The following is a 25417-nucleotide window of genomic DNA, read 5'->3' on the forward strand; positions in this document are numbered from 1 at the left end:
TGGGGGTTCGGGGGCGTAGCCCCTGAGTCAGGGACGGGAATGGGTAGGGGCGGCGGGGGCGAGGAACTCTTTACAGCAGACCCGCCCCCGCCAAGAACTTCCCCACCCCTTCCGTCTCCTCCGGGGACAGGGGGATCTGGGGGTCGGCGGTGGTGGGGGAGGTGATGATGCCGCGTAGGTGCAGGGCGGCCTTGAAGGCGCCCAGGGCCGATGAGCTGCCACCCATCCGCCCCGCATCCCCCACCCGCACCATCCCGAACAACGAACACAACCGCTCCTGCTCGGCCCGCGCCCGCTCCCAGTCCCCCTCACGGCAGAGGCGGTACAGCCGCACATACCCGTGCGGATCCACGTTCGCGAGCCCCGGCACCGCCCCGTCCGCTCCCATCGCCAACGCACTGTCCACGACGAGCTCGGACCCGGTGAGCACGGAGAACCCGGTGATTCCGGGATGCGCGCGGACCCCGGTCACGACGGCCCGGAAGCCCCCCTCGTCCCCGCTGGAGTCCTTGAGCCCGGCCAGCACCCCTTCCGCCGCCAGCTCCAGCACCGACTCGGCGCCCAGCTTGGAGTGGACGGCGACCGGCAGGTCGTAAGCGAACACCGGCACAGAGCAACGGGAAGCGATCAACCGGTAGTGGCGGGCGATCTCCGCCGGGTGCGTGCGGGTGTAGAAGGGAGCCGTCGCGACCACCGCGTCGGCGCCCGCCTCCGTCACGTACCGGACGTGGTCGAGGACGCGCGGGGTCGTCATGTCGATCGCCCCGGCGAGCACGGGGAGTCGGCCGGACACATGGCCCACCACCGACTCGACGACCAGCCGACGTTGACGGTCCGTCAGATATGCCGCCTCCGACGAGGAGCCCAGGACGAACAGGCCGTCCACCCCGCCCCCCACCAGGTGGTCGACCAGCCTCAGCAACGACGGGACGTCCACCTCGCGGTCCGGTGTCAGGGGCGTGCAGACGGGCGGTACGACACCGGTCAGCGGGGCGGGCATGGGCATTAGGGCTCCCTGGGCATCTCGGCCATGGCGGTGGCCTCCGGAACGGTGGTGACGGCCTGTGCGACCAGGTCGCGTGTCGACTGGCCGTCCTCCACAGGATGGTGGCACCGAAACCGGTGCCCGGGACTCGACGCGGCCGCGAAGTCCGGCATCGTCCCGGCACAGACCGGGTCCGCCTTCCAGCAGCGGGTGCGGAAGGGGCAGCCGCTGGGCGGGCGGGTGGCCGACGGCACGGGGCCCACCAGCGGGATCGGGTCGATCGGGTCCAACAGGCCCGGCGTCGCCGAGAAGAGGGCCCGTGTGTACGGGTGCCGGGACCGGTCCGTCACCTCGTCGGCCGGGGACTCCTCGACGATCCGGCCGAGGTACATCGTGATGACCCGGTCGCTCATCCTCCGTACGGTCTGGATGTCGTGCGAGACGAAGACCAGGGCCAGGCCCAGCCGTTCCTTCAGGTCGAGGAGGAGGTTGAGGATCTGGGCGCGCACCGACACGTCCAGCGCGCTCGTCGGCTCGTCCGCCACCACCAGGTCGGGGTCGAGGGCCAACGCCCGTGCGATGGCGACCCGTTGGCGCTGGCCGCCCGACAGCTGTCCGGGGAGTCCGTCCGCCAGCGCCTTGGGCAGGCCGACCAGGGACATCAACTCCTTTACGCGGTCCTCCCGTTGCGGGGCCGTTCCCCGCCTGTGCACATCGAGGGGGTCGCGCAGGATCTGCCGTACCGTCAGCCGGCGGTTCAGGGCCGTCGACGGGTCCTGGAAGATCATGCCGGTGCCGGCGCCCACCGTGACCCGCCGTTCGGCCGGGGGCATCGTCCACAGGTCGCTGCCCCGGAAGGACACCGTGCCGGACGTCGGTCTCTGTACGCCCACCAGGACCTTGGCGAGCGTCGACTTGCCGCAGCCGGACTCACCGACGACGCCCACCGTCTCGCCGGGCGCGATGGTGAGATCGGCGCCGGTGAGGGCGTACACCCGGTCGCGTGCGAACAGGCCGCCGGTGCGCGCCTTGTGGACGACGTGCGCGTCGGACACCACCACGAGCGGGCTCTCGGGGCGGCTCACTTCATGGCCATCGGCACGTCGGGTCATCTCACGGCCTCGCTTCCGTCGCCTCGGCCGGCCCTGTTCCGGTCGGTCCGCTCGGCTCGGTTGATTCGGTCAGTCCCGTCGATCCGGCCGGCCCGGTCGAGGCCGTGGGCATGGGCAGGTCGATCGCCGGGTGGTGGCAGGCGACCTCGTGGCGGCGGGGCGGGCCCGCCAGCCGCGGAGCCGTCGTACGGCACACGTCCGTCACCATCGGGCAGCGGTCGGCGAACCGGCAGCCCGCCGGGAAGTCGGCGGGCGACGGTACGACGCCCTTGATCTGCGTCATCCGCTCGGCCGCCGACTCAAGGGACAGGACACTGCCGAGCAGCCCCCGGGTGTAGTGGTGGGAGGGGAACTCGACGAGGTCCGCCGTCACGCCCGACTCCACGATCTGGCCGCCGTACATCACGACCACCCGGTCGGTGACGTCCGCGATGAGCGCCAGGTCGTGCGAGACGAGGATCAGCGCGAAGTCCAGTTCGGCGCGCAGCCGCAGCAGCAGCTCTATGATCTGCGCCTGCACGGTGACGTCGAGGGCGGTCGTCGGTTCGTCGGCGACGATCAGCTTCGGGTCGCGGGAGAGTGCCATGGCGATGAGGACGCGCTGGCGCTGGCCACCGGACAGTTCGTGCGGGTAGCTGCGCAGGGTGCGTTCCGGGTCCAGGCCGACCAGTTCGAGGAGTTCGGCGCCCGTGCGGGTGCCGCCCCTCCTCACAACCTGCTTGAGCTGGGCGCGGATTGTCATCGCCGGGTTCAGCGAGGAGAGGGCGTCCTGGTAGATCATCGCCATCTCGTGGCCCAGGAGCTTGCGGCGTACGCTCATCGGCTCGCCCACCAACTGCCGCTGGTTGAACCGCACATGGCCGCGCACCCGGGCGCCCTTCGGCTCCAGGCCCATCACGGCGAGCGCGGTCAGCGACTTGCCGCAGCCCGACTCGCCCACCAGGCCCAGGACTTCACCGGGCTGTACGTCGAAACTGATGCCGTCGACGATGTCCACACCCCCGTGGCGGGCATCGAATCCGATGGCCAGGTTCTCCACGCTCAGCACCGGTCGGCCCTCGGGGAGAGGGCGTGCCCGGGTGCGCAGCCGCTGGGCCGCCTCCGTCAGCCCCGGCAGTTCGAGCACCTTGCCGCTGCCGGGCTCGGGCGCCTCAAGACGGTCCTCCTCCTCGCGCGCCTCGACGTCCCGCGCGGCCGGCGCCGCCCAGGCGTCCGAGACGCCCTCGGAGAGGATGTTCAGCGAGAGCACGGTGAACAGCATCAGCAGACCGGGGAAGACGGTCGCCCACCAGCCGCCCGTCAGCACCATGTTCTTGCCGTCCGCGATGACACTGCCCCAGGACGGGTCCGGCGGCCGCACCCCCGCGCCGATGAAGGACAGCGACGCCTCGAAGACGATCGCCTCGGCAACCTGCACGGTGCAGAACACGAGGACCGGGGCGGCACAGTTGATGGCCACGTGCCGCCACACGATGTGCGGAGTGCGCGCTCCTATGACCCGCTCGGCCGTCACATAGTCCTCGCCGTACTGGTCCATCACGTTGGCCCGTACGACCCGTGCCATCGGCGGCATGTAGAGGAACGCGATCGCGCCGATGAGGATCGGGATGCTGCCGCCGAACACCGCGACGAAGACGGCCGCGAGCGCGATGCCCGGGAAGGCCATCACGATGTCGAGGCAGCGCATCAGCGTCTCGTCGACCGCCTTGCGCGAGGTCGCCGCGATCGCGCCGATCAGCGCGCCCACGACGAGCGCGAGTCCGGTCGCGCCGAGTCCGATCGCCAGGGACCAACGGGCCCCGTACATCAGCCTGCTGAGGATGTCGCGGCCCAGGCTGTCCTGCCCCATCCAGTGCTCGCCCGACGGCGCGCCCTCGCCGTGGCCGTTGTCGACGAGGGGCACCTGGTCGAGCGGGTCGTGCGGGGCGATCAGCGGGGCGAGCAGGGCCGTGAGGACGACGATCCCGATGACCACGACCGCGATCCGTGAGATCAGGGGGAGGCGCTTGAAGCTCCTGAGGCGGATGCCGGGCAGGGAGAGCTTCTCCGCCAGCCGCTTCCGGTACATCAGCATCATGCTTCGGCACTCCTCAGGCGCGGGTTGACCAGCAGATAGAGGATGTCGATGACGAGGTTCACGACCACGAACCCGAAGGCGATCGTGAGCACACCGCCCTGCACGACGGCCGGATCACCGTTCTTCACGGCGTCGATCATGAGCTTTCCCATCCCCGGCAGATTGAAGATCGTCTCGATGACGACCGCACCGCCGAGCAGATAGCCGACCCGCAGACCCAGGACGGTCAGCGGGTTCATCAGGGCGTTGCGCAGCACGTTCCGCCCGACCACGACCACCGGCGGCAGCCCGCTGCCGATCGCCGTCCGTACGTAGTCCTTGTCCAGCTCCTCCACCACCGCCGTGCGGACGATCCGGGTGAGCTGGGCGGCGACCGGCAGCGACAGCGCCAGCGCGGGCAGCGTCATAGTCTTCAGCCACCCCGTGAACGAGTCGGCGGGATTGACGTATCCGCTGGTCGGGAACCAGCCCAGGTCCACCGCGAGGTACTGGATCATCAGCAGCGCCAGCCAGAAGCCGGGCGCCGCGACACCGGTCAGGGAGACGACACGGATCAGCTGGTCCGGGAACCGGTCCCGGTAGATCGCCGCGGTGACCCCGCCGATCAGCGACAGCACCACCGCGATGCCGAGGCCCAGGAAGGTCAGCTGCATGGTGAGCGGCAGCGCGGTGGTGACCTGGTCGACGACCGGCGCCCGCGTCAGCGCGCTGACTCCCATGTCACCCCGGATCAGATCCCCGACGAAGTCGAAGTACCGCACCGGGAACGGATCCAGCAGGCCGTTGCGCTCCCTGAAGTCGTGCAGTTGCTGCTCGGTCGGGTTCGCGCCCTGGAAGTACGCGGACGCCGGATCACTGTCCGAGAACCGCATCACGACGAACACGAACAGAATGATCCCGAGCATCAACGGCACGAGCAGGACGATCCGCCGCCCAATGATTCTGACGATCGCGACCACGGGTGAATTCTCCCCTAGCGTCTAAAACCGGCTGAACATTTCAGGGGCGCGGGGAACTGCGCGACCAGCCACAGTCGGCCCGCAGCCTCCACACGACCCCTACACCCACTTCGCCTGGAGTACGTTTATCCCCGGATACGGCTGAGGCCGAATACCCGAAAGATCCTTCGAGTCCCACGCAGTGATCAACTCGTTGTGGACCACCGGATAGATCACGGCGTTCTCCGCCACGATGTCGATGTACTCCTGCGTCATCGTCTTCTTCTTCTCGGCATCCGGCTCCTGCGTGGCCTGATCCATCCGCTTGAACAGATCCTTCGCCACGGAGTTGTTCTCCCAGCGCGCATACCGCATCCAGGTGTTCCCGGGCCCGTAGTTGTAATGCATGATCAGATCCGCGTCGAGACCGAACTGGTTCGGATTGGACGCGGCGGCGACGACCTGGAAGTCCTTCTTCTGGTCGAGCTTCGTGAACAGCGCGGCGGTTTCCTGCGGTTCGAGGGTGGTCTTGACGCCGATCGCGTCCCAGGAGGCCTTGATGGTCGGCAGGCAGTCCACGATCCAGCTCACGTTGACCGCCATCAGCGTGACCGTGAGCCCGCTGACCCCGGCCTCCTTCAGGAGCGCCTTGGCCTTGTCCGGGTCGTAGTCGTAGACGGTCTTCGCCTTCCGGTACGTCGGATTTCCCTCGTTGAGATACGACGACGCGGCCTTTCCATGACCGCGCAGCGCGGCCTGGATCATCTTCTCCTTGTCGATGGCGCAGTGCAGCGCCTGCCGCACCCGTACGTCGTCGAAGGGTTTGTGGGCGGTGTTGAAGAGGAGGAAGATGTGGTTCATTCCCGCCCCTCCCTCGACCTTCAGGCCACCCTTTTCCAGCTGGGAGATATTGGCGTACGGAATGTTGTCGGAGATCTGCGCGCCCGCGCTCGAACCCGAGATCTTCGCGACGCGCGGCGCGGCGTCCACGATCGTCAGCCAGTTCATCTTCTTGAAGGCGGCCTTGCGGGGGCCGTTGTAGTCCGCGAACGCCTCGAAGGTGGTGTTGGACTTCGGGTGGTGGGCGGCCTGCCGGTACGGGCCGGAGCCGACCGCCTTTCCGGTCGTGGCCTCGTCCAGCGCACCCGCCTTCGAGAACACGTGCTTCGGCATGATCTTGGCGAGGGTGAGCCGCTGTGCCCCGTCGGGGAACGGGAACTTGAGAATGAGCTCCACCGACTTCTCGTCGACCTTCCTCACCTCCTTCAGCCAGGACGCGAAGAAGTTCTTGGCGAGCGTCGTCGTCTTCGGATCCAGTACGCGCTCATAGGTGAAGACCACGTCGTCGGCGGTGACGGGCTGCCCGTCGTGCCATTTCGCGCCCTCGCGCAGCGTGAACTTCCAGGTCGTCGCCTGGAGATCCGCCGGAACGGCCGTCGCGAGCGCCGCGTACGGCTCACGGCTGATCGGGTCGGTGTCCAGCAGCCCCTCGTAGATGTGGTGGTTGCCGGCCATCGCGAAGGCCGAGGCGGTCATCAGCGGGTCCCAGCTCTGGTCGTTGCCGTAGCCGATGACCGCGGTGAGCGTCCGGTCGGCGCCCTCGCCCCCGCCTCCCGTCTCGTTCGTGGACTCCGGTCCCGACGAGCAGGCGGAGAGCGTCGAGCTGATCGCGGCGGCGGCGCCCAGCGCGCCGGAGTACTTCAGGAACGACCGGCGGTGCAGCGCCGGTGCGTGGGTCGCGTCGCGCACGGTTCCTCCAGCAAGGGGTGGGAGATACGACGTCCTACGTCATAGGTGCAGCGTGACCATAAGAGGGCGCGTGGGGGTGGTCAAGGGAGCGCGCACGAATGCCGTTTCTTCCAGAGGTGCAACCAATGTCGCCGTGAAACACGCGGAGTTGACGGACGGTCAACCACCGATTGACGGCCGATCCTGTCAGGAGGTGGGACGTGGGATGTCCCGCGCGCGTACGATGCGGCGCATGTCTGAGCGGCGCGTATCCGACGGCTCCAGGAACGACAGCCCACGCAAGGACGGCCGGCCCAAGGCCGACGGGCCCGGGGACGCCGGTCCCAGGAACTCGTTCCCCCGGGCGCGCTCGGTCCGTGAGCCGCGGGTGAGCAGTCAGATCCAGCGCGAGGTCATGCAGCTGATCCTCGACCGCAGGCTCAGGGCCGGCGCGCCCCTGCCCACCGAGGCCGAACTGATGGAGTCCCTCGGCGTCAGCCGCAACTCCGTCCGCGAGGCCCTCAAGGCACTCCAGGCCCTCGACATCGTGGAGATCAGACACGGCTACGGCACCTATGTGGGCGAGGCGTCGCTGACCCCGCTCGTCGACGGGCTGACCTTCCGCACGCTGGCCCAACAGGGCGACGACACAGGCGCGTTGGCCGAGATACTCCAGGTCAGGGAGGTACTGGAGGAGGGGCTCGTCCGGCGGGTCGCGGGCAGGCTCTCGGACGCGGAGCTGGCGCGGCTGGAGGCCGTGGTGGAACGGATGGAGGAGGCGGGCCGGGCGGGCCGTCCGTTCCCCGAACTGGACCGCGAATTCCATGAGTTGCTGTACGCGTCACTCGGAAACGCCCTGGTGCCACAGCTGTTGGGCGCCTTCTGGACCGTGTTCCGGCGGGTCGCCGGTGTGCGGGGCTGGACGGACGATCCGACGCCCGACGTGACGGTCCGCCGCCATCGTGACATCGTCATCGCCTTGAGAGCGGGAGACGTGGAGGGGGCGCAGAAGGCGATGGCGGATCATTTCCGCGGTATCGAGGCCAGGGCCGCGCAGGAGTCGCGGGGGGTCGGATGAGCGACGGATGGGACGAGGGGACGGTCGGCGTCCTGCGGCTGCCGTCCGGGCGGCTGGTGCGGGGCCGGGGGCTGCGGCACGGGCTCGACCCCTCGGCGGTCCAGCCGACGTACGGCCTCTATCTCCTCGGCAGACAGCCGCCCGAAGTCCCTTGGGACACACGGTGGTTGAAGTGGCCGGACTTCTGGCTGCCCCGGGACCGGGTGGACGCGCGGAAGGTCCTGACGGCGACCTGGGGCCGGGCCGCGGACTCCGGCGAGCGCATCGAGGTCGCCTGCGGGGGCGGCCGCGGACGGACCGGCACGGCACTGGCCTGCCTCGCGGTCCTGGACGGCGTACCGCCCGAGGAGGCCGTGGAGTTCGTACGACGGAACTACGACCGCCACGCCGTGGAGACGCCGTGGCAGCGGACGTACGTACGTCGGTTCGAGGAGGGAGCGGGGCCCGGTTCATGACGGGAACGGGCCCCGCTGCTCTGGGGTGGGACGGCATGGGCGCTACTTCGCGGAGTGCTTCCTGTAGCCGGTCACCTTTGCGATCCACGCCATGAAGTCGGCCGGGTCCTCGTTGGAGCCGTGTCCGCCGTCCCAGTACATGAAGGCGTCGACGTCGTCGCCCAGGTTCTCCAGGCCCAGGGCGAGGTTGCCGACGACGCTGAGCGAGGTGTCGCTGTCCTTGGTCCCGACCCGGATCCACCAGTGCTTCGACCGGGCCGGGTTGCGCTTCTCGATGAAGTGCATCGGGTTCATCAGGTCGAGCTTCGCGGGCAGGTCGGCGGCGAGCCGCGCGCTGGTGCCGCCCTCGTGGCGCAGGCTGTAGAGCGTGAAGTGCCGGGCCTTGGTGGTCCCCGTGCCGAACAGGTTGTTCTCGCCCGAGGAGAGGTCGAAGGCGTCGAACGCCGGGGTGTCCTTCTTCCGGGCGCCCACGTGGGTGAGGAAGTCGGCCCAGGAGAAGGTCGCCCGGCCGCCGGACCAGGTGATGAAGGTGTTCGCGGCCAGGTAGGTCGCGCGGGCGGAGTCCGACAGGGCGGCGAGGTACTTGGTGGCGGACGGCTCCAGATACGTCTTCACCAGGTACTCGTCGAGGTTGCGGGCCGTGACGGTACCGAAGCCCTTCGCCTTGAGCTTGAGGGACGCCTGGTAGTCGGCGAACGCGGTGCTCAGTTCCCTGGACACGATCCGGTCGACCGGCGAGCCCGAACTCAGCTTGTTGGCGCCCCAGTTCCACTCGTACGCCATGTCGGCGTGTTCCAGGTCGGTGATCGGGCACCAGTCACCGCTGGCGAAGATCGCGTCGCTCGCGTCGGCAGCGCCCAGCTCCTTGAGGTACTTGTCGTAGAGCGGGCTGTCGCCGGACGCGCCGAGCAGGGCGGACAGGGCGCCGCCCGCGCTGGTCCCGGAGGAGACGATCCGGTCGGTGTCGCCGGGGACGCGGCCCTTGTTGGCGCGTACGTACCGGACCGCGGCCTTCAGGTCCACGATGGCGGCCGGGGCCGTGCCGTAGTACGTGCCGTCCGAGTCGACGAGGGTGCGGCCGCGGGCGCCGGGCTCCACGACGACGTATCCCGTCACCAGGGCCAGTTTGCCGAGGTTGACCATCTCGCCCTGGCCGTTCACCATCGCGTTGCCGCCGGACTGGACTTCGCCCGAACCCGAACCCGAGCCGGTGCCGGTTCCGCCGGACGTGGAAGCCGACGCGGACGCGGATGCAGAGGCGGTGGGCGCGGCGCTCGCGCCGCCCGTCGCCCCGCCCGGGCCGCCGGTCATCTCGCCGCCGCCCACTCCGGTGGCCTCCGCGACGGACGACGGCAGGTAACCGCCCACGGAGTTGGCGAGGAGGATCGGGGCGTCGGTGGCGTCCACCGCCTTGCCGTCGATCTCGACCGGAACGCTGACGTTCAGGCTCTGGTACTTCTCGTCGACCGGCTTCGTGACGTACGTGAGGGCCTTGTAGAAGTGGTACTTCACCTCGTGCTCGTCACCGGCGGCGTCCGTGATCGTCGTCGTCAGTTCCGTGTAGGCGTCCTTGTCGAAGGCGAGGGCACCCGCCGCGCCCGAGGCCTTCGCTCCGGAGCCGCCGGACTCACCGGACGCCTGAGCGCTCAGGGCGAAGCCGCCGGCCGCCGCGACGCCCGCGGTCGCGCCGATCCCCAAGACGACACTCCTGCGCTTCACTGCCCTGTGCTTCACGATGTCTCCCACGTCCACTGCCACGTCCACGGATCTTGTACTTGCGAACGTAATTCGGTCGCGACAAAAGTGTCAACAATTCTGTTGATGACATGGTGAACGCTCAGGAATTCATGGTCGGCGCACAGCTCCCCGTCACTTCCGGTGGCCGAGGCTCATCCCTTGGTATGGGTGCCGTAGACCATCGGCCGACAGTCAGAAGTGCTCCGGCTCAACAGACTGGCGGCATGGAGAACACGGGGAACGGCCAGGGCAAGAGCGCAGGGGTGAGCAGGGCGCGGTTCATGGCGGCAGCGGCGGTCATGGGGGTCGGAGCGGCGGCGGTGCTGCCGGCCGCCGGGGCGTCGGCCTCGACGCCCCCGTCCCGGTCACCCTCTCCGGCGCCGCGAGCCGCGGCAGGCGGCGGCTCGCGTGGACTCACGCACCGCGGTGTCGTCTACACCGTCGGGGCGGGGGAGACCCCGGGGACGGCGTGGAGCGAGCGGCGGATGCGCGGCGACGTCCGGGCGATCGCGGACGACCTGCACGCCGACACCGTCGAGGTCACCGGGGACGGGGTCGAGCGGCTGAACGCCACGGCGAGCGAGGTCGCCGGGCGCGGGCTGCACGTCTGGCTGCAGCCCACGCTGGGGGACGTGCCGGAGCGGGAGATCCTGGAACACCTGGCGGAGACGGGCCGGCACGGGGAACGGCTGCGGAAGCAGGGCGCCAAGGTCACCCTCGCCGTCGGCTGCGAGTTCTGGCTGTTCGTGCCGGGAATCGTGCCGGGGGCCGACGTGTTCGAGCGGATCGACAACCTGCAGAAGGGCAACTTCGATCTGGCGAAGCTGCAGAAGCGGCTGGCCGCGTTCACCGCTAAGGCGGCGGCGGTCGGGCGTTCCGTGTTCCGCGGCAGGCTCAGTTACGCCGCCATGCAGGACCCGACGTTCGAGAACGTCGACTGGAACCTCTTCGACATCGTGGGGATCGACTACTACTCGTACTTCCCGCAACGAGCCGACTACGTCCGTGAGTTGAGGAAGTTCCAGCGCTGGGGCAAGCCGCTCGCCATCACCGAGTTCGGCACCTGTACGTTCGTCGGCGCCCCGGAACAGGGCGGGATGGGCTGGAACATCGTCGACTACGGCAAGACACCCCCGGAAATCAAGGGGAACGTGGTGCGCAGTGAACGCGTACAGGCCGCCTACCTCACCGATCTCCTCGACGTCTTCGAGTCCATGAACCTGCACGCGGCGATGACGTTCGAGTTCGTCACCGCCGACTCTCCGCACCGCCCCGACAAGCCGCTCCACGACCTCGACATGGCCTCGTACGCCATCGTCAAGCCCATCAAGGACCGCCCCGACGACCCGAGTTCGGACTGGCACTGGGAGCCGAAGGAGGCCTTCCACGCGGTGGCCCGGCACTACGGCCGGGCGGGCCGCTGAGCGGTCCGTGGCCGGTCGGGCTCACGGGCGTGTCGGCTGTGCCGAGGCTTCGGCTTCATGGGCGGGTCGCGCGGAAACGGACGGCACCGGAGTCGGGGTGCCGGTCCACCGACACGTCCGCGAAGCCCGCCTTCGCGAGCCGGTCCGGGAGGCCGGCCGGATCCACCGTGTTCATCGTGTCCCGGAAGTGCAGCAGCCGGAACCGGAGACTCGGCTGGCTGTCGCACCCGGCGAAGACACCGCCGGGGCGCAGCACGCGGTGTGCCTCCGCGAAGATCCGGTCCTGCTGGGCGGCCGTCGGCACGTGGTGGAGCATCACGAAGCAGACGACCGAGGAGAAGCTCTCGTCCGGCAGCGGCATCGCGGCTCCGTCGGCGTGCAGGATCGTGGCCCGGTCGCCCCACTTCCCCTCCAGCAGGGCGGCGGTGCCTTCGTCGATCTCGACGGCGGTGACACGGGGGACCTGCTCGATCAGTACGCGCAGATTCGCGCCGTAGCCCGGACCGATCTCCAGTACGTCGTCACCGAGGGGCACGTCCTTCAGGGTCCAGGGGAGGATGTGGTCCCTGGTCGTCAGGGCCCACTTCTCGGAGCTGCACAGTCGGCGGTGTGCTCGGTTCATCGGCATGAGGCGACGGTACGAGCGGGGCGGCGGTGTCCGACACGGGCTACGCTGCCGTCTCATGTCGCCAGACGGACAGCCAGACGGACAGCCGGACGGACGGCTGGTGGGCCGGTCGGCCGGACAGCCGGCCACCGCGATCTTCATCGGGCACTTCGCGATGCCGAGAGGCAGCGCGTTCGGTCGGCACTGGCATACGTTCCACCAACTCGCCTGGGCCGCAAAGGGGTTGCTGCGGGTGACCAGCGAGCGCGGCGCCTGGCTGCTGCCGCCGTCGCTGGCGCTGTGGATCCCTGCCGGGCTGGCCCATACGACGGAGGCGGAGGGCGACGCCGTCATGCGGACTCCGTACGTGAACCCGGCGGCGTGTCCGGAGATCACATGGACCGAGCCCACGGTGGTGGGAGTGGACCCGCTGCTCCGGGCACTCGTCGACCACCTCGTGCGCAGGGACCTCGCCCCGGACGCCCGGTCGCGGGCCGAGGCCGTACTCCTCGACGTGCTGCGTCCGGTACCGGTGACGAGCGTGTCCGTGACCGAGCCGCGGGATCCCAGGACGCGGGCGGTGGCCCGGGCGCTCGCCCAACACCCCGCCGACGGGCGCGCGTTGGAGGACTGGGGCAGGGAGGTCGGTGCGAGCGCCCGTACGCTGGCCCGGCTCTTCGTCGCCGAGACGGGCCTCGCCTTCGGCCAGTGGCGCGAACGCCTGCGCATGCAGACCGCGATGCCGCTGCTCGCCGAGGGGCTGACGACGGAGGCGGTGGCCCGGCGGGTGGGATACGCCTCCGCCAGTTCGTTCGTGGCGGCGTTCCGGCGGATCGTGGGGGTCACGCCCCGGCAGTACTTCCCGGTCCACGACTGAAGGCCCGCGTACTACGAGTCACCGGAACCGGTGTCCGGCGTCCGCTGTCCCCGGCGGTGGGCCGCGACGCGCTCGCGTGTGGCACAGCGCCGGGAGCAGTAGCGGCGGGCCGGGCCCGGGCCCGAGGTGATGTAGACGTTCCGGCAGGCGGGGGAGGCGCAGAGGCCGCCGGGCGGGCGCTGGTGGTCCCAGAGGAGGACGGTCAGCGCCAGACAGGACGAGGTCAGGAACCACTCGTCCCAGGGGGCGTCGTCGTGGCTGTCGAGGTGGGGGTGCCACGGAGTGCCGCCGCCGTGCGAGGTCAGCCGCAGCGGTCCGGTCTGTTCCGCCAGCAGGCGGTTGAGGGCGGCCGCGGCGGCGTCGACGTCCTCGGCGGCGAAGACCTCACGGAGGAGGAGGGCGGCCGCACGCATCCGTACGACGTCGTCCGCGGCGAGCTCGACGGGCTCCGACTCGCCGTACTCCCGCAGTACTTCGGCGACTGCATCGGCGACCGCGTCGGCGAGCGTATTGGCCGCGTCGGTCGCTGCTTTGGGCTTTGGCTGCCGGTCGCCCGTACCGGACAGGGCGTTGATCAGGGCCGCGGTGCGCCGGGCGTTGGACAGGACGGAGTGCCGGGTCGACCAGTCGTCGGAGGTGGCTGCCATGGGCCGAATGTAACGCATATTGCGCAGGTTTGAGTTACGTACGTAACGTCGTTCCGATGAAGAGGCGTTACGTGATGGGGTCCTTCCTCGCCGGGGCGGCAGCGGCGCGGGCGGGCGACGAGATGTCCGGTCCCGCGCTGTTGCTGGCGGGCTACGCGGTCGGAGGGTCGGCCACGGAGGCGTCGGCGCTGCTGGCAGGCATCACGGTCTCGGCGGCGGTCGGCGGCCCGCTGCTCGGAGTGCTCCTCGACAGGTCCCCGAGGCCGGGCCGCCTGCTGGCCCGGGCCCTCGCCCTCTACGGGACGGGCCTGGTGGCGATCCTCCTGAGCCTCGGCCGGCTTCCCTTGGAACTCACGGTCCTGATCGCCGTGTTCACGGGGCTCCTCGGGCCGGCCCTGTCCGGCGGCTGGACCGCCCAACTCCCCGGGGTCGTACCCCGCGAGCGGCTGCCGCGTGCGAACGCGCTCGACGCGATGACGTTCAGCCTGGCGAGTCTGGTCGGCCCGGCGCTTGCGGGAGCGCTCGCGCATCTCTTCGGGGCACCGGCTGCTGTGGTGGCTTCGGTGGCGTTGATTGCCTTGGCTGTGCCTGCGGCTTGGATGCTGCCGGGGGGTCGGGGCCGGGGCCGGGGTCGGTACGGCGAGCGGGACCGCGACCGGGGCTGGGATCGGGACCGCGACCTGGGCTGGGGTCGGGATAAGGTCCCGCCGCCCGAGCCCGAGCCCGAGCCCGAGCCCGAGCCCGAGCCCGAGCCCGAGCCCGAGCCCGAGCCCGAGCCCGAGCCCGAGCCCGAGCCCGAGCCCGAGCCCGAGCCCGAGCCCGAGCCCGAGCCCCCGTCCCCGTCCCCGTCCGTGACCGGCGACCTCGTCGCCGGTATCCGCTGCATCACCCGCACCCGACCGTTGGCCCGGGCCACCCTCGCCTCGGTCGTCTCCTGCGCGGGCCTGGGCATGCTGATCACGTGTACCCCGCTGCTCGGGGAGCGGGCCTTCGGTTCGGCCGCCGACGGCACGCTGTTCCTGTCCTGTACGGCGGTCTCGGCCCTCGCCGCCAATGCCGTACTCGCACGCCGTCCCCGAGCCATCGCGCCGGACACGATCATCTGGGGCAGCACGCTGGTCCTGGCGCTCGCGCTCGTGCTGTCCGCGACGGGCCACCCCGTGCTGGTCATCGCGGCGGCGCTGACGGCGGGCGCGGGTGAAGGCCCGCAACTCGCCGCGCTGTTGGCGATCCGGCACCGGGAGTCCCCGGAACGCCTGCGCAGCCAGGTCTTCACGACGGGCGCCAGCCTCAAGATCACCGGCTTCGCGCTCGGCGCGGCCGTCGCGGGCCCGCTCGCGACGCACTCACTGTCGACCGCGCTTCTGACGGCCGCGGGGGTTCAACTCGTCGCGGGCCTGAGCTTCCACGGGTTCGCTCTCGGCCGGGGGAGCAGAGCTTTTTCCTCGGGATCGTGAGCTCCGACCTGCGTTGTGTCAGCAGGCTTGTATGAGCATGACAGCGGTGGCGGAGGTCCGGGAACATGGGTTCGTACCAGTCGGAAATCCGAAAAGGGGGAAACACATGCGGACTTTGACGCGCACGTTAGTCAGCGCCACCGCGGTTGCCGGGATCCTGATCGGCAGTCTCGCGGGGGCGAGCAGCGGTTTCGCGGCGACCGAAGTGGCTGCCAAGCCGACCACGGAGCCGGCGGCGAGCGCCGAGGCAGTCAGCCCGCTCGCGGTGGACAACCACGGTCTGTCCACGGGGGAGGCCAGGAACGTCCAGTGCTGGCTGATGGACAACTGGGGCTACCCCGGCCCGCTCAACGGCCAGTTGGGCACCGAGAGCTGGAAGGCGATACAGCGCTTCCTCCAGGCGGACTGGGGGTACCCCGGTCCGATCGACGGAGTCCCCGGGGTCGGCACCGACAGGGCATTGCTGGCTTTCCTGGCGGCGGACTACGGCTACCCCGGCCCGTTCGACGGAGTCTGGGGCCCCCGCGCCACGGTCTCCTTCAAGAGGTTCGCCGCATGGTGTGCCGCGTCGTGCTGAGCTAGAGGACCCCGTTCGTCTGCTCGCACTCCGTCGTGTCGGCCGGCCGGTTGGTCGGCCGACACGACCGGCCGGTTCAGAAGGCGTGCGCCATCAGTTCCGCGAACAGCGCGTGCTCGTCGACGTCGAGGCCCCGCGAGCGGAACCAGCCGCAGATGTTGGCGCAGTCGCGCTGGAGGAAGGTCATCCCGTTGAGGTTGCCGACCAGGTCGACGATCTGTGGCAGGTCGATGACGACCAGCCGCTCGCCCGCGGCCAGGATGTTGTACGCCGAGAGGTCGCCGTGCACGAGGCCGTTCTGCACCATCGTCGCGAGCGCGTCGGTGAGCTGCTCGAAGTACGCCGCCAGCAGCTCGGGTGAGGGCCGGGTCTGGGCGAGCCGGGGCGCGGTCCGGACGGCGTCGTCCTCGTCGACGACGGTGATCCACTCCATCAGGATCTCGGTGCCGTCGATCTGGACCGGGTAGGGGACCGGCAGCCCGAGGTTCCAGAGCCGCACCAGCGCGCCCCACTCGGACACGGCCCACTCGCCGGCCGCGACCTGCCGGCCGAAGGTGCTTTTCCGCTTGATGGCCCGCTCGTCGCGTGAGCGCTTCATCGAGCGGCCCTCGGTGTAGGACGCGGAGCGGTGGAAGGCCCGGTGCTCGGGGGAGCGGTACCGCTTGGCCGCCATGACCACACCGGCGGCGGGGTCGAGCGGGTCGGCGCGCTCGACGAGGTGGACGTCGGCTTCCTTGCCGGTCTTGAGGACGCCGAGCTCGGTGTCGATCGCGCCCTGCGAGGTCACCACCCAGTCGGGGAGCGGCTCGGGGCCTCGGCAGAGGGGTTCGACGCTGAGCCAGGTCGACCAGCGCTGGCCGTCCCCGAGGTCGTCGTAGGAACGGAAGTCGAAGACGAACCGTTCGTCGACGTCGCCGAGGTCGTCCGGCGGCGGAACGCGGTGGTAGGGGTCGGTGACGAAGCCGTCAGGGAATGCCGGGTCGTCAGGAAATGCCGGGTGCTGAGGGTGCTGCGAGAGATCGTCGTGAGACATCGCTGGAGGTACTCCATGAGGCGAGAGAGAGGCGGTCTGCGGACAGGCCGACGACAGTCGTGGTCACGTCGTGCCTCCTCTCGTGGAGCACCGGGCAGCTCCCGGTTTCCCGCCCATGGTGAGGCGCGAACAGGGAGACCGGCAACCGAATAAATCCGGCCCACGTCGAGCGACCCCAGCGGTAACGGAGTCCTGCTACGTCAGGAGCTCGACCAGGGCCTCGCCGCGTGGGGTGAGGGTCATTCTGACGGACTGGCCTCGGCGTTCGCGGACGAGGAGGCCGGCGTCCTCCAGTTGGTGGCAGTGGTAAGTGACCGTTGCGGGGGCGCAGTTGAGGTGGGCGGCCGTTTCGCTCACGGTCGGGCGGTGGGTCAGGTAGCGGAGGATCCTTGCCCGGACCCGGCCGGCGACGTGGCTCAGCGCGTCGGGGGACTCCGCCGGTGGCTCCTGCCCGGTCCAGGCCAGCGCCAGCCCTCGGGCCGGGTAGCCGAGCGAGACGCTGTGCGGGGTGTCGAGGCTGAAGATGGAGGCGTTGGTGCCGGACAGCAGGGGGACCAGGAGGAAGCGCCGGTCGCCGAGGGCATGGTCGCCGATCCGGCCGCCGTTGTAGACGAGATCGTCGCCGTCCAGCCTCCACAGCGCGTTGAGCTGGGACAGGACGATCCCGATCTGCCCCGTCACCGAGGCGGTCCCTACGCGTTCGGCCTCCCGTTCGTAGACGGCCCGCGTCCGCCGCAGCGCCGGTGCGCACGTCGTCCGGACGGCGTCCAGCGCGTCCGCGAAGGTCGCCGCGAGTCGACGGGGGTCGCGCAGCGCCGGCTCCCACCGGGCCGGTATCCGCCCGCCGAACGTGAAGTCGATCCCCTCCAGCACGGTGTCGGCCGACAGGTCACGCATCCGCGCCAGCGCTTCGCGGATCTCCTGGTCCGAGCCCGCCGTGTCCATCGACAGCCAGTCCGGTATGGGCGACACCCCCGGTACGAACAGCGGGGGCAGCAACTGGGCTGCCTCCCGCGGCAGTCCGGCGCGGACGGTTCGCCGCACATGCGGGAGCACGCCCTGCGGACGGCCGCCCAGGGCATCGACCAGCAGGGAGACGATCGTCGTACCCGGCCGGAACGCGACCTCGACCTTCAGCTGATCGACCTGCCCCAGCCGAACCCTCGACTCCGCCACAGATCCCTCCCCCGGCCACGTGGTCCCACCGCCATGTCACCACGCCCCGCACTGTCGGCGCGCCTGCGCTTTTAGACGAGCTTCGAAAACGTTGCTCTGCACACCTCCACCCCGCACGCTGAGTGGTGACAGCGCCGGGCAGTCCGAGGCCGGCACCGTCGCGGCCCCACGCGGGGGAGGGGGCCGCGACTTCGCCACACCACCGGCACGAGCCCGGCGCTGTCCCGCTCCGTCGGCTCCGCGCCGCCGACCCCCGGAATCCCGGCGCCGCGAACCGCCTCCGCCGCTACGATCCGGCCATGTCAGACAGATCATCAAGAGACGGAACGAACGAGATCGTGCTGACCGGCGGCGGCATCACGGCGCGGTTCGACGGGCAGCGGCTCCGGCTCGTCCAAGGGGCCACCATCTGGACCGTACCCGTACGCGCCCTGCGGGCCGCCGAGTTGACGCCCGCCGGCGACGTACGCATCGACCTGAGCGGGGACCCCGGCGCCGCACGCCACGGGCTCGGCGCGGGTGTTTCGATACCGTCCCGCAACGCCCACGCGGCCCGGGCCTTCACCGAGTTGCTCCAACGGGCCCTGGCCACCACGACCGCCGTGCCCGACGGACACGCGCTGGTCCTCGTGGACACCCGGCAGCCGAGTATGAGCCCAGGGGCTCACCGCGGCCTCATGATCGGCATCGCGGCCGCCGCCTACGCCGTCGTGCTCCTGCTCATCGGGCGGTACGGCGCGGGCGACGTCGGTCCGGTGATCCTGGCCTTCGGCTGGCTGGGGCCCGGCGGCCTGGGTCTCCTCTACTTCTGTTGGGTCCGCCTGATACGCGATCTCGTCGTCCTGCGCCGCCGTGGCATCACCGTCTCCGGCCGCAGCGAGGGGACGGTACGGGGGTTCGGGGGCAACGTCTTCTACTTCCAGCGGCTCAGCTACCGGACGGCCGACGGGACGGACTTCACGCGGGTCGAGTCGCGCAGCTCGGTGGGCGGCATTACGACAGGGGTGGGACGGCTCGATGTCACCTACGACCCGCTCGACCCGAGCAGGGCAACGGGCCCTCTCACCTTCAACCACGCCGGCTGGACACTCTTCCTTGTCGTCTGCGGCCTGGTCGCCACGCTGGTCTGGGCGGTCGGACTGTACGTCGCCCTCACCGGCTGACGTTCACCGCCCGAGCCCCCCGACAAAGGCGAGCCACGCGTCGGCACCGACCAGCAGGACGGGCCCATCCGCGACCTTGCTGTCCCGCACGGGCACGACACCGGGGACTCCGTCGGCTACTTCGAGGCATTCGCCGCCGTTGTCGTCGCTGTAGGTGCTCTTGCGCCAGCAGGTGTTGCTCAGGTCGTACTCGCGCATCGTCTGTGGTCCTCCGCCGCCGATTCGATCAGGGCCTGGGACGCCTCCGGCGGCAGCGCGGCGGCCCTGAGCAGATCGTATGTCCCCTGCACCCGCTTAACCAGGGCCGGGTCGTCCAGCAGGTTCCCTGAATACACCGCTTCTGTATAGGCAGTTGGCGGCGCGTCCTCGAACTCCATGAGCTGCACCATGCGGCCCATGAGGGGGTACGCCCCCACTGAGTACGGCAGCACCTGCACCAGGACTGCCCGCCGGTGGACCAGTTGGGCGATGTGGTCGAGTTGCTCGGCCATCACCTCGGCGCCGCCGACCGGGATCTTCAAGACGTGCTCGTGCAGGATCGACCAATACTCGGGCTTTGTAGTGCCGTCCAGCAGCTGCGCCCGCTCCCTGCGAGCTGTCACCTTCTCCTTGATGTACTCGTCGGTGACGAACGGGTTGCCCGCCAGCATCACCGCGCGGGTGTATGCCGGTGTCTGCAATAGGCCCGGCACCAGCGTCGGCGCGAACGTGGAGATCTTCGTCGCCGTCCGTTCCAGCTCCACAACCTCCGCGAAATACTCCGCATACCGTCGGTCATCGATGAGCTTTCGCCAGAGGCGCTCGAAAAAGCCGTCGGTTTGTAGGATCTCGTCGATCCTCTTCGCCACATCCAACTGCGGTTTCCGAATGGCCTGTTCGAATTGCCCGATGTAGCCGCCCGACACAAAAACGCGATGACCCAAGTCCACTTGGGTTAACCCGGCATCCTCGCGGCGCCTCTTCAGCTCCGTCCCGAAGAACTCCCAAGCAGCCTGCCGCGAACCATTGGCCATGGCCAAGCCCCCTTGTACTGCCGTGTACTGCACCGACGTTGCTGAGCGTAGAGGTCTTCCAAAGTCTAAGCGGCAAGCGTCACCGTGGAGATGAAAAGCGTGAAACCCAATTGGAAAGGGGAACACGGTGAAGGCTGACGGGATCGGCCACGGCGCACAGCACTCGGCGGCGTGTGTCGAACAAGCGGAGGAAACGGTGAAGGAATTGCGCGCGGCACTGGCAACGGCAGGAATTAAGTTGCCGACACTGGGGATCGACCCGGCAAGTTTGGCGCGGGAGGCCCCTTGTCCGCTCGTCGAATTGGGGCGGTGTTCCGTCGAGACGGCGGCGCGACTCGCGGCGGTGCTGGGATGAAGCCGAAGGTCGGGACGTACGTCGTCGACACGAGGACCGGAAGGGTGGGCGTGGTGATGGGGCACGAGGGACCCTACGTACAGCTCAGGCCGTACGGCGGCGGCAAGGAGTGGGACTGCGCACCGGACACCGTCCGGGGAGCCACCGCGGCGGAACGTCTCAGCGCGGCGACCGCGTACGCCAACGCACGCAGCCGTGGCGAGGTCCCCTGAAACGCCCGAAGCGGCCTGTCATAGGGTGCTGCGCCATGGCGATATGGATATGGAAACGTCGCAGGCGGAAGGCCGCGCGCAAGTACCCCGTTCCGCTCACCATGCACCAGTTGTGGATGGTGTCGCTCAGCGCGCCGGTGAACCGTGACCGGGACGCCTCACGGACGACCCTGTACCCGTTCACCCGCATCGACGACGACAAGGCCGGGCGCTGGCTGGCCGACCAGTGGGAGATCACCTCGCGTGACGAACTGGTCGGCCGGCTCGACGGCCTCGCCCGGACCGGCTACCGCGCCGGCGCCCGGCGGCGGCTCGGCGTCGAGCCCCTGGCGTGGGACGCGGGTCTGTACGTCGACATCACCCGCCGCGGCTTCGCGTGCGGGATGCTCGGCGAGGCCGACGCGTGGACCGCGCTGAAGAACATCGTGCCGGCGGTGGTGAGGTCGTACGCCTCCTGGAACGAGTACGCCGAGCACTATCTGCTCGGCAGGATGGTCTGGCGGGACAATCTTGTGGGCACCCCGGACGCACCCGCCCCGCAGGCCGTCTCGGACGCCCATCTGAAGTCCCTGCTGGACCCCGCGAACCGGGCCAGCCCCTGGAACATGGCGCCCTGGCACGCGATCAGCCACCCCGACCGCACCCGCTGACTCCGTACGCGAGAATGGGCCCATGAGCCTGTTCCGCGACGACGGCGTTGTCCTGCGCACCCAGAAGCTGGGTGAGGCGGACCGCATCATCACGCTGCTCACTCGCGGTCACGGGCGCGTGCGGGCCGTCGCTCGGGGCGTCCGGCGGACCAAGTCGAAGTTCGGGGCGCGGCTCGAACCCTTCTCCCACGTCGACGTGCAGTTCTTCGCACGCGGGAGCGAGCTGATCGGCCGCGGGCTGCCCCTGTGCACGCAGAGCGAGACGATCGCTCCGTACGGTGGCGGGATCGTCGCCGACTACGCGCGGTACACCGCCGGGACGGCCATGCTGGAGACCGCCGAGCGGTTCACCGACCACGAGGGCGAGCCGGCCGTGCAGCAGTATCTGCTGCTGGTGGGCGGGCTGCGGACGCTCGCGCAGGGCGAGCACGAGCCGCACCTCATCCTCGACGCCTTCCTGCTGCGCTCCCTCGCCGTCAACGGCTACGCGCCGAGCTTCAACGACTGCGCGAAGTGCGGCATGCCGGGACCGAATCGGTTCTTCTCGGTCGCCGCGGGAGGTTCCGTCTGCGTCGACTGCCGGGTGCCCGGCAGCGTCGTACCCTCGGCGGGGGCCCTCGAACTGCTCGGCGCACTGCTGACGGGGGACTGGGCGACCGCGGACGCCTGCGAGTCGCGGTACGTCCGGGAGGGCAGCGGTCTGGTGTCGGCCTATCTGCACTGGCACCTGGAGCGCGGACTGCGCTCGCTGCGGTACGTGGAGAAATAGGCAAGCAGAGAAGTACCAGCAGAGAAGTACCCGTAGGCACGTCACGCAAGAGGAGACGAGAAGCACATGGTGGTACGCGGGATCCTGGGGCGCCAGCGCCGCGAGTACAAGACGCCGGAGCCGCACCCGTCCGGCGCCCGCTCGCCCAAGCTGCCCGGCGAGCTGATCCCGAACCACGTGGCGTGCGTGATGGACGGGAACGGCCGCTGGGCCAAGGAGCGCGGGCTGCCGCGCACCGAGGGGCACCGGGTCGGAGAGGGCGTCGTCATGGACGTCCTCAAGGGGTGTCTGGAGCTGGGCGTCAAGAACCTCTCGCTGTACGCCTTCTCGACGGAGAACTGGAAGCGGTCGCCCGAGGAGGTCCGCTTCCTGATGAACTTCAACAAAGACGTCATCCGGCGCCGCCGCGACGAGATGGACGAGCTCGGCATCCGGATCCGCTGGGTCGGCCGCATGCCCAAGCTGTGGAAGTCCGTCGTCCAGGAACTCCAGATCGCCCAGGAGCAGACGCAGAAGAACGACGCGATGACGTTGTACTTCTGCGTCAACTACGGCGGTCGCGCCGAACTCGCCGACGCGGCGAAGGCGTTGGCCGCGGATGTCGCCGCCGGGAAGCTCGACCCGGACAAGGTCACCGAGAAGACCATCCAGAAGTACCTCTACTACCCGGACATGCCGGATGTCGATCTGTTCCTGCGCCCGAGCGGGGAGCAGCGCACCTCCAACTACCTGATCTGGCAGTCCAGTTATGCCGAGATGGTCTTCCAGGACGTCCTGTGGCCCGACTTCGACCGGCGCGATCTGTGGCGTGCGTGCGTGGAGTACGCGTCGCGGGACCGCCGCTTCGGCGGAGCCGTCCCGAACGAGGACCTTCTGGCGATGGAAGAGGGCATGCGGGGGCGCCCCGAAGGGGCCTGAGCGAGCCTGAGCGATTTGTTGAAGGTGCGGCCCGGTGGGGGTTGTTCGCGCAGTTCCCCGCGCCCCCAAAAGACTGCGCAGTTCCCCGCGCCCCTGAAGTCCGCGCCGTCCCTGCCGCGCCTCAAAGATTGCGCAGTTCCCCGCGCCCCTTTTGGGGGCGCGGGGAACTGCGCGAACAACCCCCACCGGCCGGCAGTCGAAAACCGGCCGGACTTACCCCTAGCCGCGCGCAGCGCACTCCGCGCAGGTTCCGAAGATCTCCACCGTGTGAGCCACGTTCACATAGCCGTGCTCCGAGGCGATGGCCTCCGCCCACTTCTCGACAGCGGGCCCCTCCACCTCGACAGCCTTGCCGCACACCCGGCACACCAGGTGGTGATGGTGGTCGCCGCTCGCACAGCGGCGGTACACGGACTCGCCGTCCGACGTGCGCAGAACATCGACCTCGCCCGCGTCGGCAAGGGACTGCAGCGTGCGGTACACCGTGGTCAGCCCGACGGAGTCGCCCTTGTGCTTGAGCATGTCGTGCAGGTCCTGGGCGCTGCGGAACTCGTCCACCTCGTCGAGCGCCGCCGCCACGGCGGCACGCTGCCGGGTGGAACGGCCCCGAACGGGCGGTCCAGCGGTCGTCACCGTTGCCTCCAAACGTCTGCGGCTTGCCGGGCCATTGTGCCAGCCCGGACAGGGCGCAGTCAGACGCCGACCTTTCCGGGGGGTGTGCGCGTGGCCGGAATCGCGCACTCCGCCGGATCGCCGGCCTCCTGGGCCGCGGCCTGCGCGGCGGCCCGCGCCCTGCGCCGGGCCAGTGGTGTCGCCAACGCCGTGAGCAGGATGAACACGCCGATGGTCAGCAGGACGATCGTCGCGCCGGGCGGCACGTCCTGGTAGTACGAGGTCGCCGTGCCGCCGATCGTCACGCTGACGCCGATGGCCACGGAGATCGCGAAGGTGGCGGCGAAACTGCGGCTGAGCTGCTGCGCGGCGGCCACCGGCACCACCATCAGCGCGGAGACCAGCAGCAGGCCGACGACCCGCATGGCAACCGTGACGGTGACCGCCGCGGTGACGGCCGTGAGCAGGTTCAGGGCGCGCACCGGCAGCCCGGTGACCCGCGCGAACTCCTCGTCCTGGCTCACCGCGAACAGCTGCCGCCGCAGCCCGACCGTCACGAGCACGACGAAGGCGGCCAGGAGGCAGATCGCCGTCACGTCCTCCTCCGACACCGTGGAGAGCGAGCCGAAGAGATACGAGGTCAGGTTGGCGTTGGAGCCGCCGGGCGCGAGGTTGATGAACATCACACCGCCCGCCATGCCCCCGTAGAAGAGCATCGCCAGCGCGATGTCGCCGCGCGTCTTCCCGTACCAGCGGATCAGTTCCATCAGGATCGCGCCGACCACGGAGACGGCCGTGGCCATCCACACCGGGGACCAGGAGAGCAGGAAGCCGAGGCCGACGCCGGTCATCGCGACATGGCCGATGCCGTCGCCCAGCAGGGCCTGGCGGCGCTGCACGAGGTAGATGCCGACGGCGGGCGCGGTGATGCCGACGAGGACCGCGGCGAGCAGGGCCCGCTGCATGAAGGCGTAATCGAGGATTTCGAGGTTCATGGCGATCAGCTCAGCAGTCCCGTCCGGATCGGTTCGGCGTCGTGAGCCGCGTGGGGATGTACGTGGTCGTGGCCGGGCAGCGCGTGCTGGCCGAGCGCCTGCGGGGGCGGGCCGTCGTGCATGACGCAGCCGTCGCGCAGCACGACCGCGCGGTTGATCAGCGGCTCCAGCGGTCCCAGTTCGTGCAGGACGAGCAGGACGGAGGTGCCCTGGGCGACCTGCTCGCGCAGGGTCTCCGCGAGAACCTCCTGGCTGGCCAGGTCCACGCCCGCCATCGGCTCGTCCATGATCAGCAGCTCGGGCCCGGCGGCGAGGGCACGGGCGATGAGTACGCGCTGGTGCTGCCCGCCGGACAGCGCGTTCACCGAGTCCTTGGCACGGTCCGCGAGGCCGACCAGGGCGATGGCCCGCTGGACCGCCTCGCGGTCGGCCTTGCGCAGGACACCGAAGCGGGCACGGGACAGCCGCCCGGAGGACACCACCTCGGTCACCGTCGCGGGCACCCCGCCGGCGGCGGTCGTGCGCTGCGGTACGTAACCCACGCGCGACCAGTCGCGGAAGCGGCGCCGCGGGGTGCCGAACAGCTCGACCTCACCGGCGGTCACCGGGACCTGACCGATGACCGTACGGACGGCCGTCGACTTGCCGGAGCCGTTGGCGCCGAGCAGCGCGACGACCTCACCGCGGTTCACGGTGAGGTCGATACCGCGCAGGACGGGGCGCGAGCCGAGCTCGGCCGTCACACCGCGCAGGGATATGACAGCCGACGCGCCGGGCTCGTCCCTCGTGCCGCCGTCCTTCATGCCGCCACCCTCCGGGGGT

Annotated in this window: 27 protein-coding genes; 12 read left to right on the forward strand and 15 right to left on the reverse strand. The window is 69.9% G+C overall.

The window, feature by feature from the left end; translation table 11 throughout:
* Window positions 1-70: 70 nt before the first annotated feature.
* The 5 genes from JEQ17_RS31245 to JEQ17_RS31265 all read right to left on the reverse strand — a co-directional run bounded on the left by JEQ17_RS31245 (window position 71) and on the right by JEQ17_RS31265 (window position 6861).
* Window positions 71-1006 (reverse strand): dihydrodipicolinate synthase family protein, encoded by a 936-nt coding sequence (locus JEQ17_RS31245; RefSeq protein ID WP_200398250.1) that lies wholly within the window; start codon window positions 1004-1006, stop codon window positions 71-73.
* Window positions 1006-2097 (reverse strand): oligopeptide/dipeptide ABC transporter ATP-binding protein, encoded by a 1092-nt coding sequence (locus JEQ17_RS31250; RefSeq protein ID WP_200398251.1) that lies wholly within the window; start codon window positions 2095-2097, stop codon window positions 1006-1008. The genes JEQ17_RS31245 and JEQ17_RS31250 overlap by 1 nt, the downstream gene beginning before the upstream one ends.
* 1 nt (window position 2098) lies before the next feature.
* Window positions 2099-4171 carry a dipeptide/oligopeptide/nickel ABC transporter permease/ATP-binding protein gene (locus JEQ17_RS31255; protein ID WP_200401822.1) on the reverse strand — a complete coding sequence of 691 codons (2073 nt, stop codon included), beginning with the start codon at window positions 4169-4171 and terminating at the stop codon, window positions 2099-2101.
* Window positions 4171-5133, reverse strand: a complete 963-nt coding sequence (locus JEQ17_RS31260; RefSeq protein WP_200398252.1) for an ABC transporter permease — start codon at window positions 5131-5133, stop codon at window positions 4171-4173. Before JEQ17_RS31260 ends, JEQ17_RS31255 begins: the two co-directional genes overlap by 1 nt.
* 99 nt (window positions 5134-5232) lie before the next feature.
* Window positions 5233-6861, reverse strand: a complete 1629-nt coding sequence (locus JEQ17_RS31265; RefSeq protein ID WP_200398253.1) for an ABC transporter substrate-binding protein — start codon at window positions 6859-6861, stop codon at window positions 5233-5235.
* Between the two features lie 367 nt (window positions 6862-7228).
* Between JEQ17_RS31265 and JEQ17_RS31270 the strand changes: the two genes are divergently transcribed.
* Both JEQ17_RS31270 and JEQ17_RS31275 read left to right on the forward strand, forming a co-directional pair.
* Window positions 7229-7918: a FadR/GntR family transcriptional regulator gene (locus tag JEQ17_RS31270; RefSeq protein WP_383393691.1), complete on the forward strand. Its 690-nt coding sequence runs from the start codon at window positions 7229-7231 to the stop codon at window positions 7916-7918.
* Complete coding sequence (locus JEQ17_RS31275; RefSeq protein ID WP_200398255.1) at window positions 7915-8373, forward strand: protein-tyrosine phosphatase family protein; 459 nt, start codon at window positions 7915-7917, stop codon at window positions 8371-8373. Before JEQ17_RS31270 ends, JEQ17_RS31275 begins: the two co-directional genes overlap by 4 nt.
* 42 nt (window positions 8374-8415) lie before the next feature.
* On the opposite strand, the gene JEQ17_RS31280 is transcribed toward JEQ17_RS31275, so the two are convergent.
* On the reverse strand, window positions 8416-10107 hold the full coding sequence (locus tag JEQ17_RS31280; RefSeq protein WP_234048445.1) for a subtype B tannase: 1692 nt from the start codon (window positions 10105-10107) through the stop codon (window positions 8416-8418).
* Between the two features lie 227 nt (window positions 10108-10334).
* On the opposite strand from JEQ17_RS31280, the gene JEQ17_RS31285 reads away from it, so the two are divergent.
* Window positions 10335-11534: an abortive phage infection protein gene (locus JEQ17_RS31285; RefSeq protein ID WP_200398256.1), complete on the forward strand. Its 1200-nt coding sequence runs from the start codon at window positions 10335-10337 to the stop codon at window positions 11532-11534.
* Window positions 11535-11589: 55 nt separating this feature from the next.
* Here JEQ17_RS31285 and JEQ17_RS31290 read toward each other — a convergent pair whose 3' ends face one another.
* Window positions 11590-12162, reverse strand: coding sequence for a class I SAM-dependent methyltransferase (locus tag JEQ17_RS31290; protein ID WP_200398257.1), 573 nt, complete (start codon window positions 12160-12162; stop codon window positions 11590-11592).
* A gap of 55 nt (window positions 12163-12217) precedes the next feature.
* Here JEQ17_RS31290 and JEQ17_RS31295 point away from each other — a divergent pair, with 55 nt between their 5' ends.
* Window positions 12218-13018, forward strand: a complete 801-nt coding sequence (locus JEQ17_RS31295; RefSeq protein ID WP_200398258.1) for an AraC family transcriptional regulator — start codon at window positions 12218-12220, stop codon at window positions 13016-13018.
* A gap of 11 nt (window positions 13019-13029) precedes the next feature.
* On the opposite strand, the gene JEQ17_RS31300 is transcribed toward JEQ17_RS31295, so the two are convergent.
* Window positions 13030-13665 (reverse strand): CGNR zinc finger domain-containing protein, encoded by a 636-nt coding sequence (locus JEQ17_RS31300; RefSeq protein WP_200398259.1) that lies wholly within the window; start codon window positions 13663-13665, stop codon window positions 13030-13032.
* A gap of 56 nt (window positions 13666-13721) precedes the next feature.
* Here JEQ17_RS31300 and JEQ17_RS31305 point away from each other — a divergent pair, with 56 nt between their 5' ends.
* Together JEQ17_RS31305 and JEQ17_RS31310 are read left to right on the forward strand one after the other, a co-directional pair.
* On the forward strand, window positions 13722-15122 hold the full coding sequence (locus tag JEQ17_RS31305) for an MFS transporter (protein ID WP_200398260.1): 1401 nt from the start codon (window positions 13722-13724) through the stop codon (window positions 15120-15122).
* 106 nt (window positions 15123-15228) lie between these two features.
* Window positions 15229-15699, forward strand: coding sequence for a peptidoglycan-binding domain-containing protein (locus tag JEQ17_RS31310; RefSeq protein ID WP_200398261.1), 471 nt, complete (start codon window positions 15229-15231; stop codon window positions 15697-15699).
* Between the two features lie 76 nt (window positions 15700-15775).
* Here JEQ17_RS31310 and JEQ17_RS31315 read toward each other — a convergent pair whose 3' ends face one another.
* Window positions 15776-16732 (reverse strand): serine protein kinase RIO, encoded by a 957-nt coding sequence (locus JEQ17_RS31315; protein ID WP_200398262.1) that lies wholly within the window; start codon window positions 16730-16732, stop codon window positions 15776-15778.
* Between the two features lie 195 nt (window positions 16733-16927).
* The gene (locus JEQ17_RS31320) at window positions 16928-17908 is read right to left on the reverse strand and encodes a winged helix-turn-helix domain-containing protein (protein ID WP_200398263.1); all 981 of its coding nucleotides are present in this window, start codon (window positions 17906-17908) and stop codon (window positions 16928-16930) included.
* Between the two features lie 299 nt (window positions 17909-18207).
* Between JEQ17_RS31320 and JEQ17_RS31325 the strand changes: the two genes are divergently transcribed.
* On the forward strand, window positions 18208-19071 hold the full coding sequence (locus JEQ17_RS31325) for a hypothetical protein (RefSeq protein ID WP_200398264.1): 864 nt from the start codon (window positions 18208-18210) through the stop codon (window positions 19069-19071).
* 3 nt (window positions 19072-19074) lie between these two features.
* On the opposite strand, the gene JEQ17_RS31330 is transcribed toward JEQ17_RS31325, so the two are convergent.
* Together JEQ17_RS31330 and JEQ17_RS31335 are read right to left on the reverse strand one after the other, a co-directional pair.
* On the reverse strand, window positions 19075-19269 hold the full coding sequence (locus tag JEQ17_RS31330; RefSeq protein ID WP_200398265.1) for a DUF397 domain-containing protein: 195 nt from the start codon (window positions 19267-19269) through the stop codon (window positions 19075-19077).
* A complete protein-coding gene (locus tag JEQ17_RS31335) occupies window positions 19251-20084 on the reverse strand; it encodes a helix-turn-helix domain-containing protein (protein WP_200398266.1) in 834 nt (277 codons plus the stop codon). Before JEQ17_RS31335 ends, JEQ17_RS31330 begins: the two co-directional genes overlap by 19 nt.
* Before the next feature lie 127 nt (window positions 20085-20211).
* On the opposite strand from JEQ17_RS31335, the gene JEQ17_RS31340 reads away from it, so the two are divergent.
* The 5 genes from JEQ17_RS31340 (at window position 20212) to JEQ17_RS31360 (ending at window position 22988) form a co-directional block, all read left to right on the forward strand.
* On the forward strand, window positions 20212-20439 hold the full coding sequence (locus JEQ17_RS31340) for a hypothetical protein (RefSeq protein WP_189838536.1): 228 nt from the start codon (window positions 20212-20214) through the stop codon (window positions 20437-20439).
* A complete protein-coding gene (locus JEQ17_RS31345; protein ID WP_055613418.1) occupies window positions 20436-20651 on the forward strand; it encodes a hypothetical protein in 216 nt (71 codons plus the stop codon). Before JEQ17_RS31340 ends, JEQ17_RS31345 begins: the two co-directional genes overlap by 4 nt.
* 35 nt (window positions 20652-20686) lie before the next feature.
* Window positions 20687-21301, forward strand: a complete 615-nt coding sequence (locus JEQ17_RS31350; protein ID WP_200398267.1) for a DUF1266 domain-containing protein — start codon at window positions 20687-20689, stop codon at window positions 21299-21301.
* Window positions 21302-21323: 22 nt separating this feature from the next.
* Complete coding sequence (gene recO, locus JEQ17_RS31355) at window positions 21324-22070, forward strand: DNA repair protein RecO (RefSeq protein WP_200398268.1); 747 nt, start codon at window positions 21324-21326, stop codon at window positions 22068-22070.
* Window positions 22071-22136: 66 nt separating this feature from the next.
* Complete coding sequence (locus tag JEQ17_RS31360; protein ID WP_200398269.1) at window positions 22137-22988, forward strand: isoprenyl transferase; 852 nt, start codon at window positions 22137-22139, stop codon at window positions 22986-22988.
* 219 nt (window positions 22989-23207) lie between these two features.
* Here JEQ17_RS31360 and JEQ17_RS31365 read toward each other — a convergent pair whose 3' ends face one another.
* Genes JEQ17_RS31365 through JEQ17_RS31375 form a run of 3 tightly spaced genes read right to left on the reverse strand, consistent with a single transcriptional unit; the run spans window position 23208 to window position 25398 of the window.
* A complete protein-coding gene (locus JEQ17_RS31365) occupies window positions 23208-23621 on the reverse strand; it encodes a Fur family transcriptional regulator (protein WP_200398270.1) in 414 nt (137 codons plus the stop codon).
* 59 nt (window positions 23622-23680) lie between these two features.
* A complete protein-coding gene (locus JEQ17_RS31370) occupies window positions 23681-24595 on the reverse strand; it encodes a metal ABC transporter permease (RefSeq protein ID WP_200398271.1) in 915 nt (304 codons plus the stop codon).
* 5 nt (window positions 24596-24600) lie between these two features.
* Window positions 24601-25398 carry a metal ABC transporter ATP-binding protein gene (locus tag JEQ17_RS31375; protein WP_200398272.1) on the reverse strand — a complete coding sequence of 266 codons (798 nt, stop codon included), beginning with the start codon at window positions 25396-25398 and terminating at the stop codon, window positions 24601-24603.
* Window positions 25399-25417: the final 19 nt, after the last annotated feature.

This window comes from Streptomyces liliifuscus (assembly GCF_016598615.1).
GTDB lineage: Bacteria > Actinomycetota > Actinomycetes > Streptomycetales > Streptomycetaceae > Streptomyces > Streptomyces liliifuscus.

What these genes read in the sequence shown, in the direction of transcription:
- JEQ17_RS31245 (WP_200398250.1), bottom strand. Translation starts at nt 1,006, where the DNA reads ATGCCCATGCCCGCCCCGCTGACCGGTGTCGTACCGCCCGTCTGCACG.
- JEQ17_RS31250 (WP_200398251.1), bottom strand. Translation starts at nt 2,097, where the DNA reads ATGACCCGACGTGCCGATGGCCATGAAGTGAGCCGCCCCGAGAGCCCG.
- JEQ17_RS31255 (WP_200401822.1), bottom strand. Translation starts at nt 4,171, where the DNA reads ATGCTGATGTACCGGAAGCGGCTGGCGGAGAAGCTCTCCCTGCCCGGC.
- JEQ17_RS31275 (WP_200398255.1), top strand. Translation starts at nt 7,915, where the DNA reads ATGAGCGACGGATGGGACGAGGGGACGGTCGGCGTCCTGCGGCTGCCG.
- JEQ17_RS31285 (WP_200398256.1), top strand. Translation starts at nt 10,335, where the DNA reads ATGGAGAACACGGGGAACGGCCAGGGCAAGAGCGCAGGGGTGAGCAGG.
- JEQ17_RS31290 (WP_200398257.1), bottom strand. Translation starts at nt 12,162, where the DNA reads ATGCCGATGAACCGAGCACACCGCCGACTGTGCAGCTCCGAGAAGTGG.
- JEQ17_RS31295 (WP_200398258.1), top strand. Translation starts at nt 12,218, where the DNA reads ATGTCGCCAGACGGACAGCCAGACGGACAGCCGGACGGACGGCTGGTG.
- JEQ17_RS31300 (WP_200398259.1), bottom strand. Translation starts at nt 13,665, where the DNA reads ATGGCAGCCACCTCCGACGACTGGTCGACCCGGCACTCCGTCCTGTCC.
- JEQ17_RS31305 (WP_200398260.1), top strand. Translation starts at nt 13,722, where the DNA reads ATGAAGAGGCGTTACGTGATGGGGTCCTTCCTCGCCGGGGCGGCAGCG.
- JEQ17_RS31310 (WP_200398261.1), top strand. Translation starts at nt 15,229, where the DNA reads ATGCGGACTTTGACGCGCACGTTAGTCAGCGCCACCGCGGTTGCCGGG.
- JEQ17_RS31315 (WP_200398262.1), bottom strand. Translation starts at nt 16,732, where the DNA reads ATGTCTCACGACGATCTCTCGCAGCACCCTCAGCACCCGGCATTTCCT.
- JEQ17_RS31325 (WP_200398264.1), top strand. Translation starts at nt 18,208, where the DNA reads ATGTCAGACAGATCATCAAGAGACGGAACGAACGAGATCGTGCTGACC.
- JEQ17_RS31330 (WP_200398265.1), bottom strand. Translation starts at nt 19,269, where the DNA reads ATGCGCGAGTACGACCTGAGCAACACCTGCTGGCGCAAGAGCACCTAC.
- JEQ17_RS31335 (WP_200398266.1), bottom strand. Translation starts at nt 20,084, where the DNA reads ATGGCCAATGGTTCGCGGCAGGCTGCTTGGGAGTTCTTCGGGACGGAG.
- JEQ17_RS31345 (WP_055613418.1), top strand. Translation starts at nt 20,436, where the DNA reads ATGAAGCCGAAGGTCGGGACGTACGTCGTCGACACGAGGACCGGAAGG.
- JEQ17_RS31350 (WP_200398267.1), top strand. Translation starts at nt 20,687, where the DNA reads ATGGCGATATGGATATGGAAACGTCGCAGGCGGAAGGCCGCGCGCAAG.
- recO (WP_200398268.1), top strand. Translation starts at nt 21,324, where the DNA reads ATGAGCCTGTTCCGCGACGACGGCGTTGTCCTGCGCACCCAGAAGCTG.
- JEQ17_RS31360 (WP_200398269.1), top strand. Translation starts at nt 22,137, where the DNA reads ATGGTGGTACGCGGGATCCTGGGGCGCCAGCGCCGCGAGTACAAGACG.
- JEQ17_RS31370 (WP_200398271.1), bottom strand. Translation starts at nt 24,595, where the DNA reads ATGAACCTCGAAATCCTCGATTACGCCTTCATGCAGCGGGCCCTGCTC.
- JEQ17_RS31375 (WP_200398272.1), bottom strand. Translation starts at nt 25,398, where the DNA reads ATGAAGGACGGCGGCACGAGGGACGAGCCCGGCGCGTCGGCTGTCATA.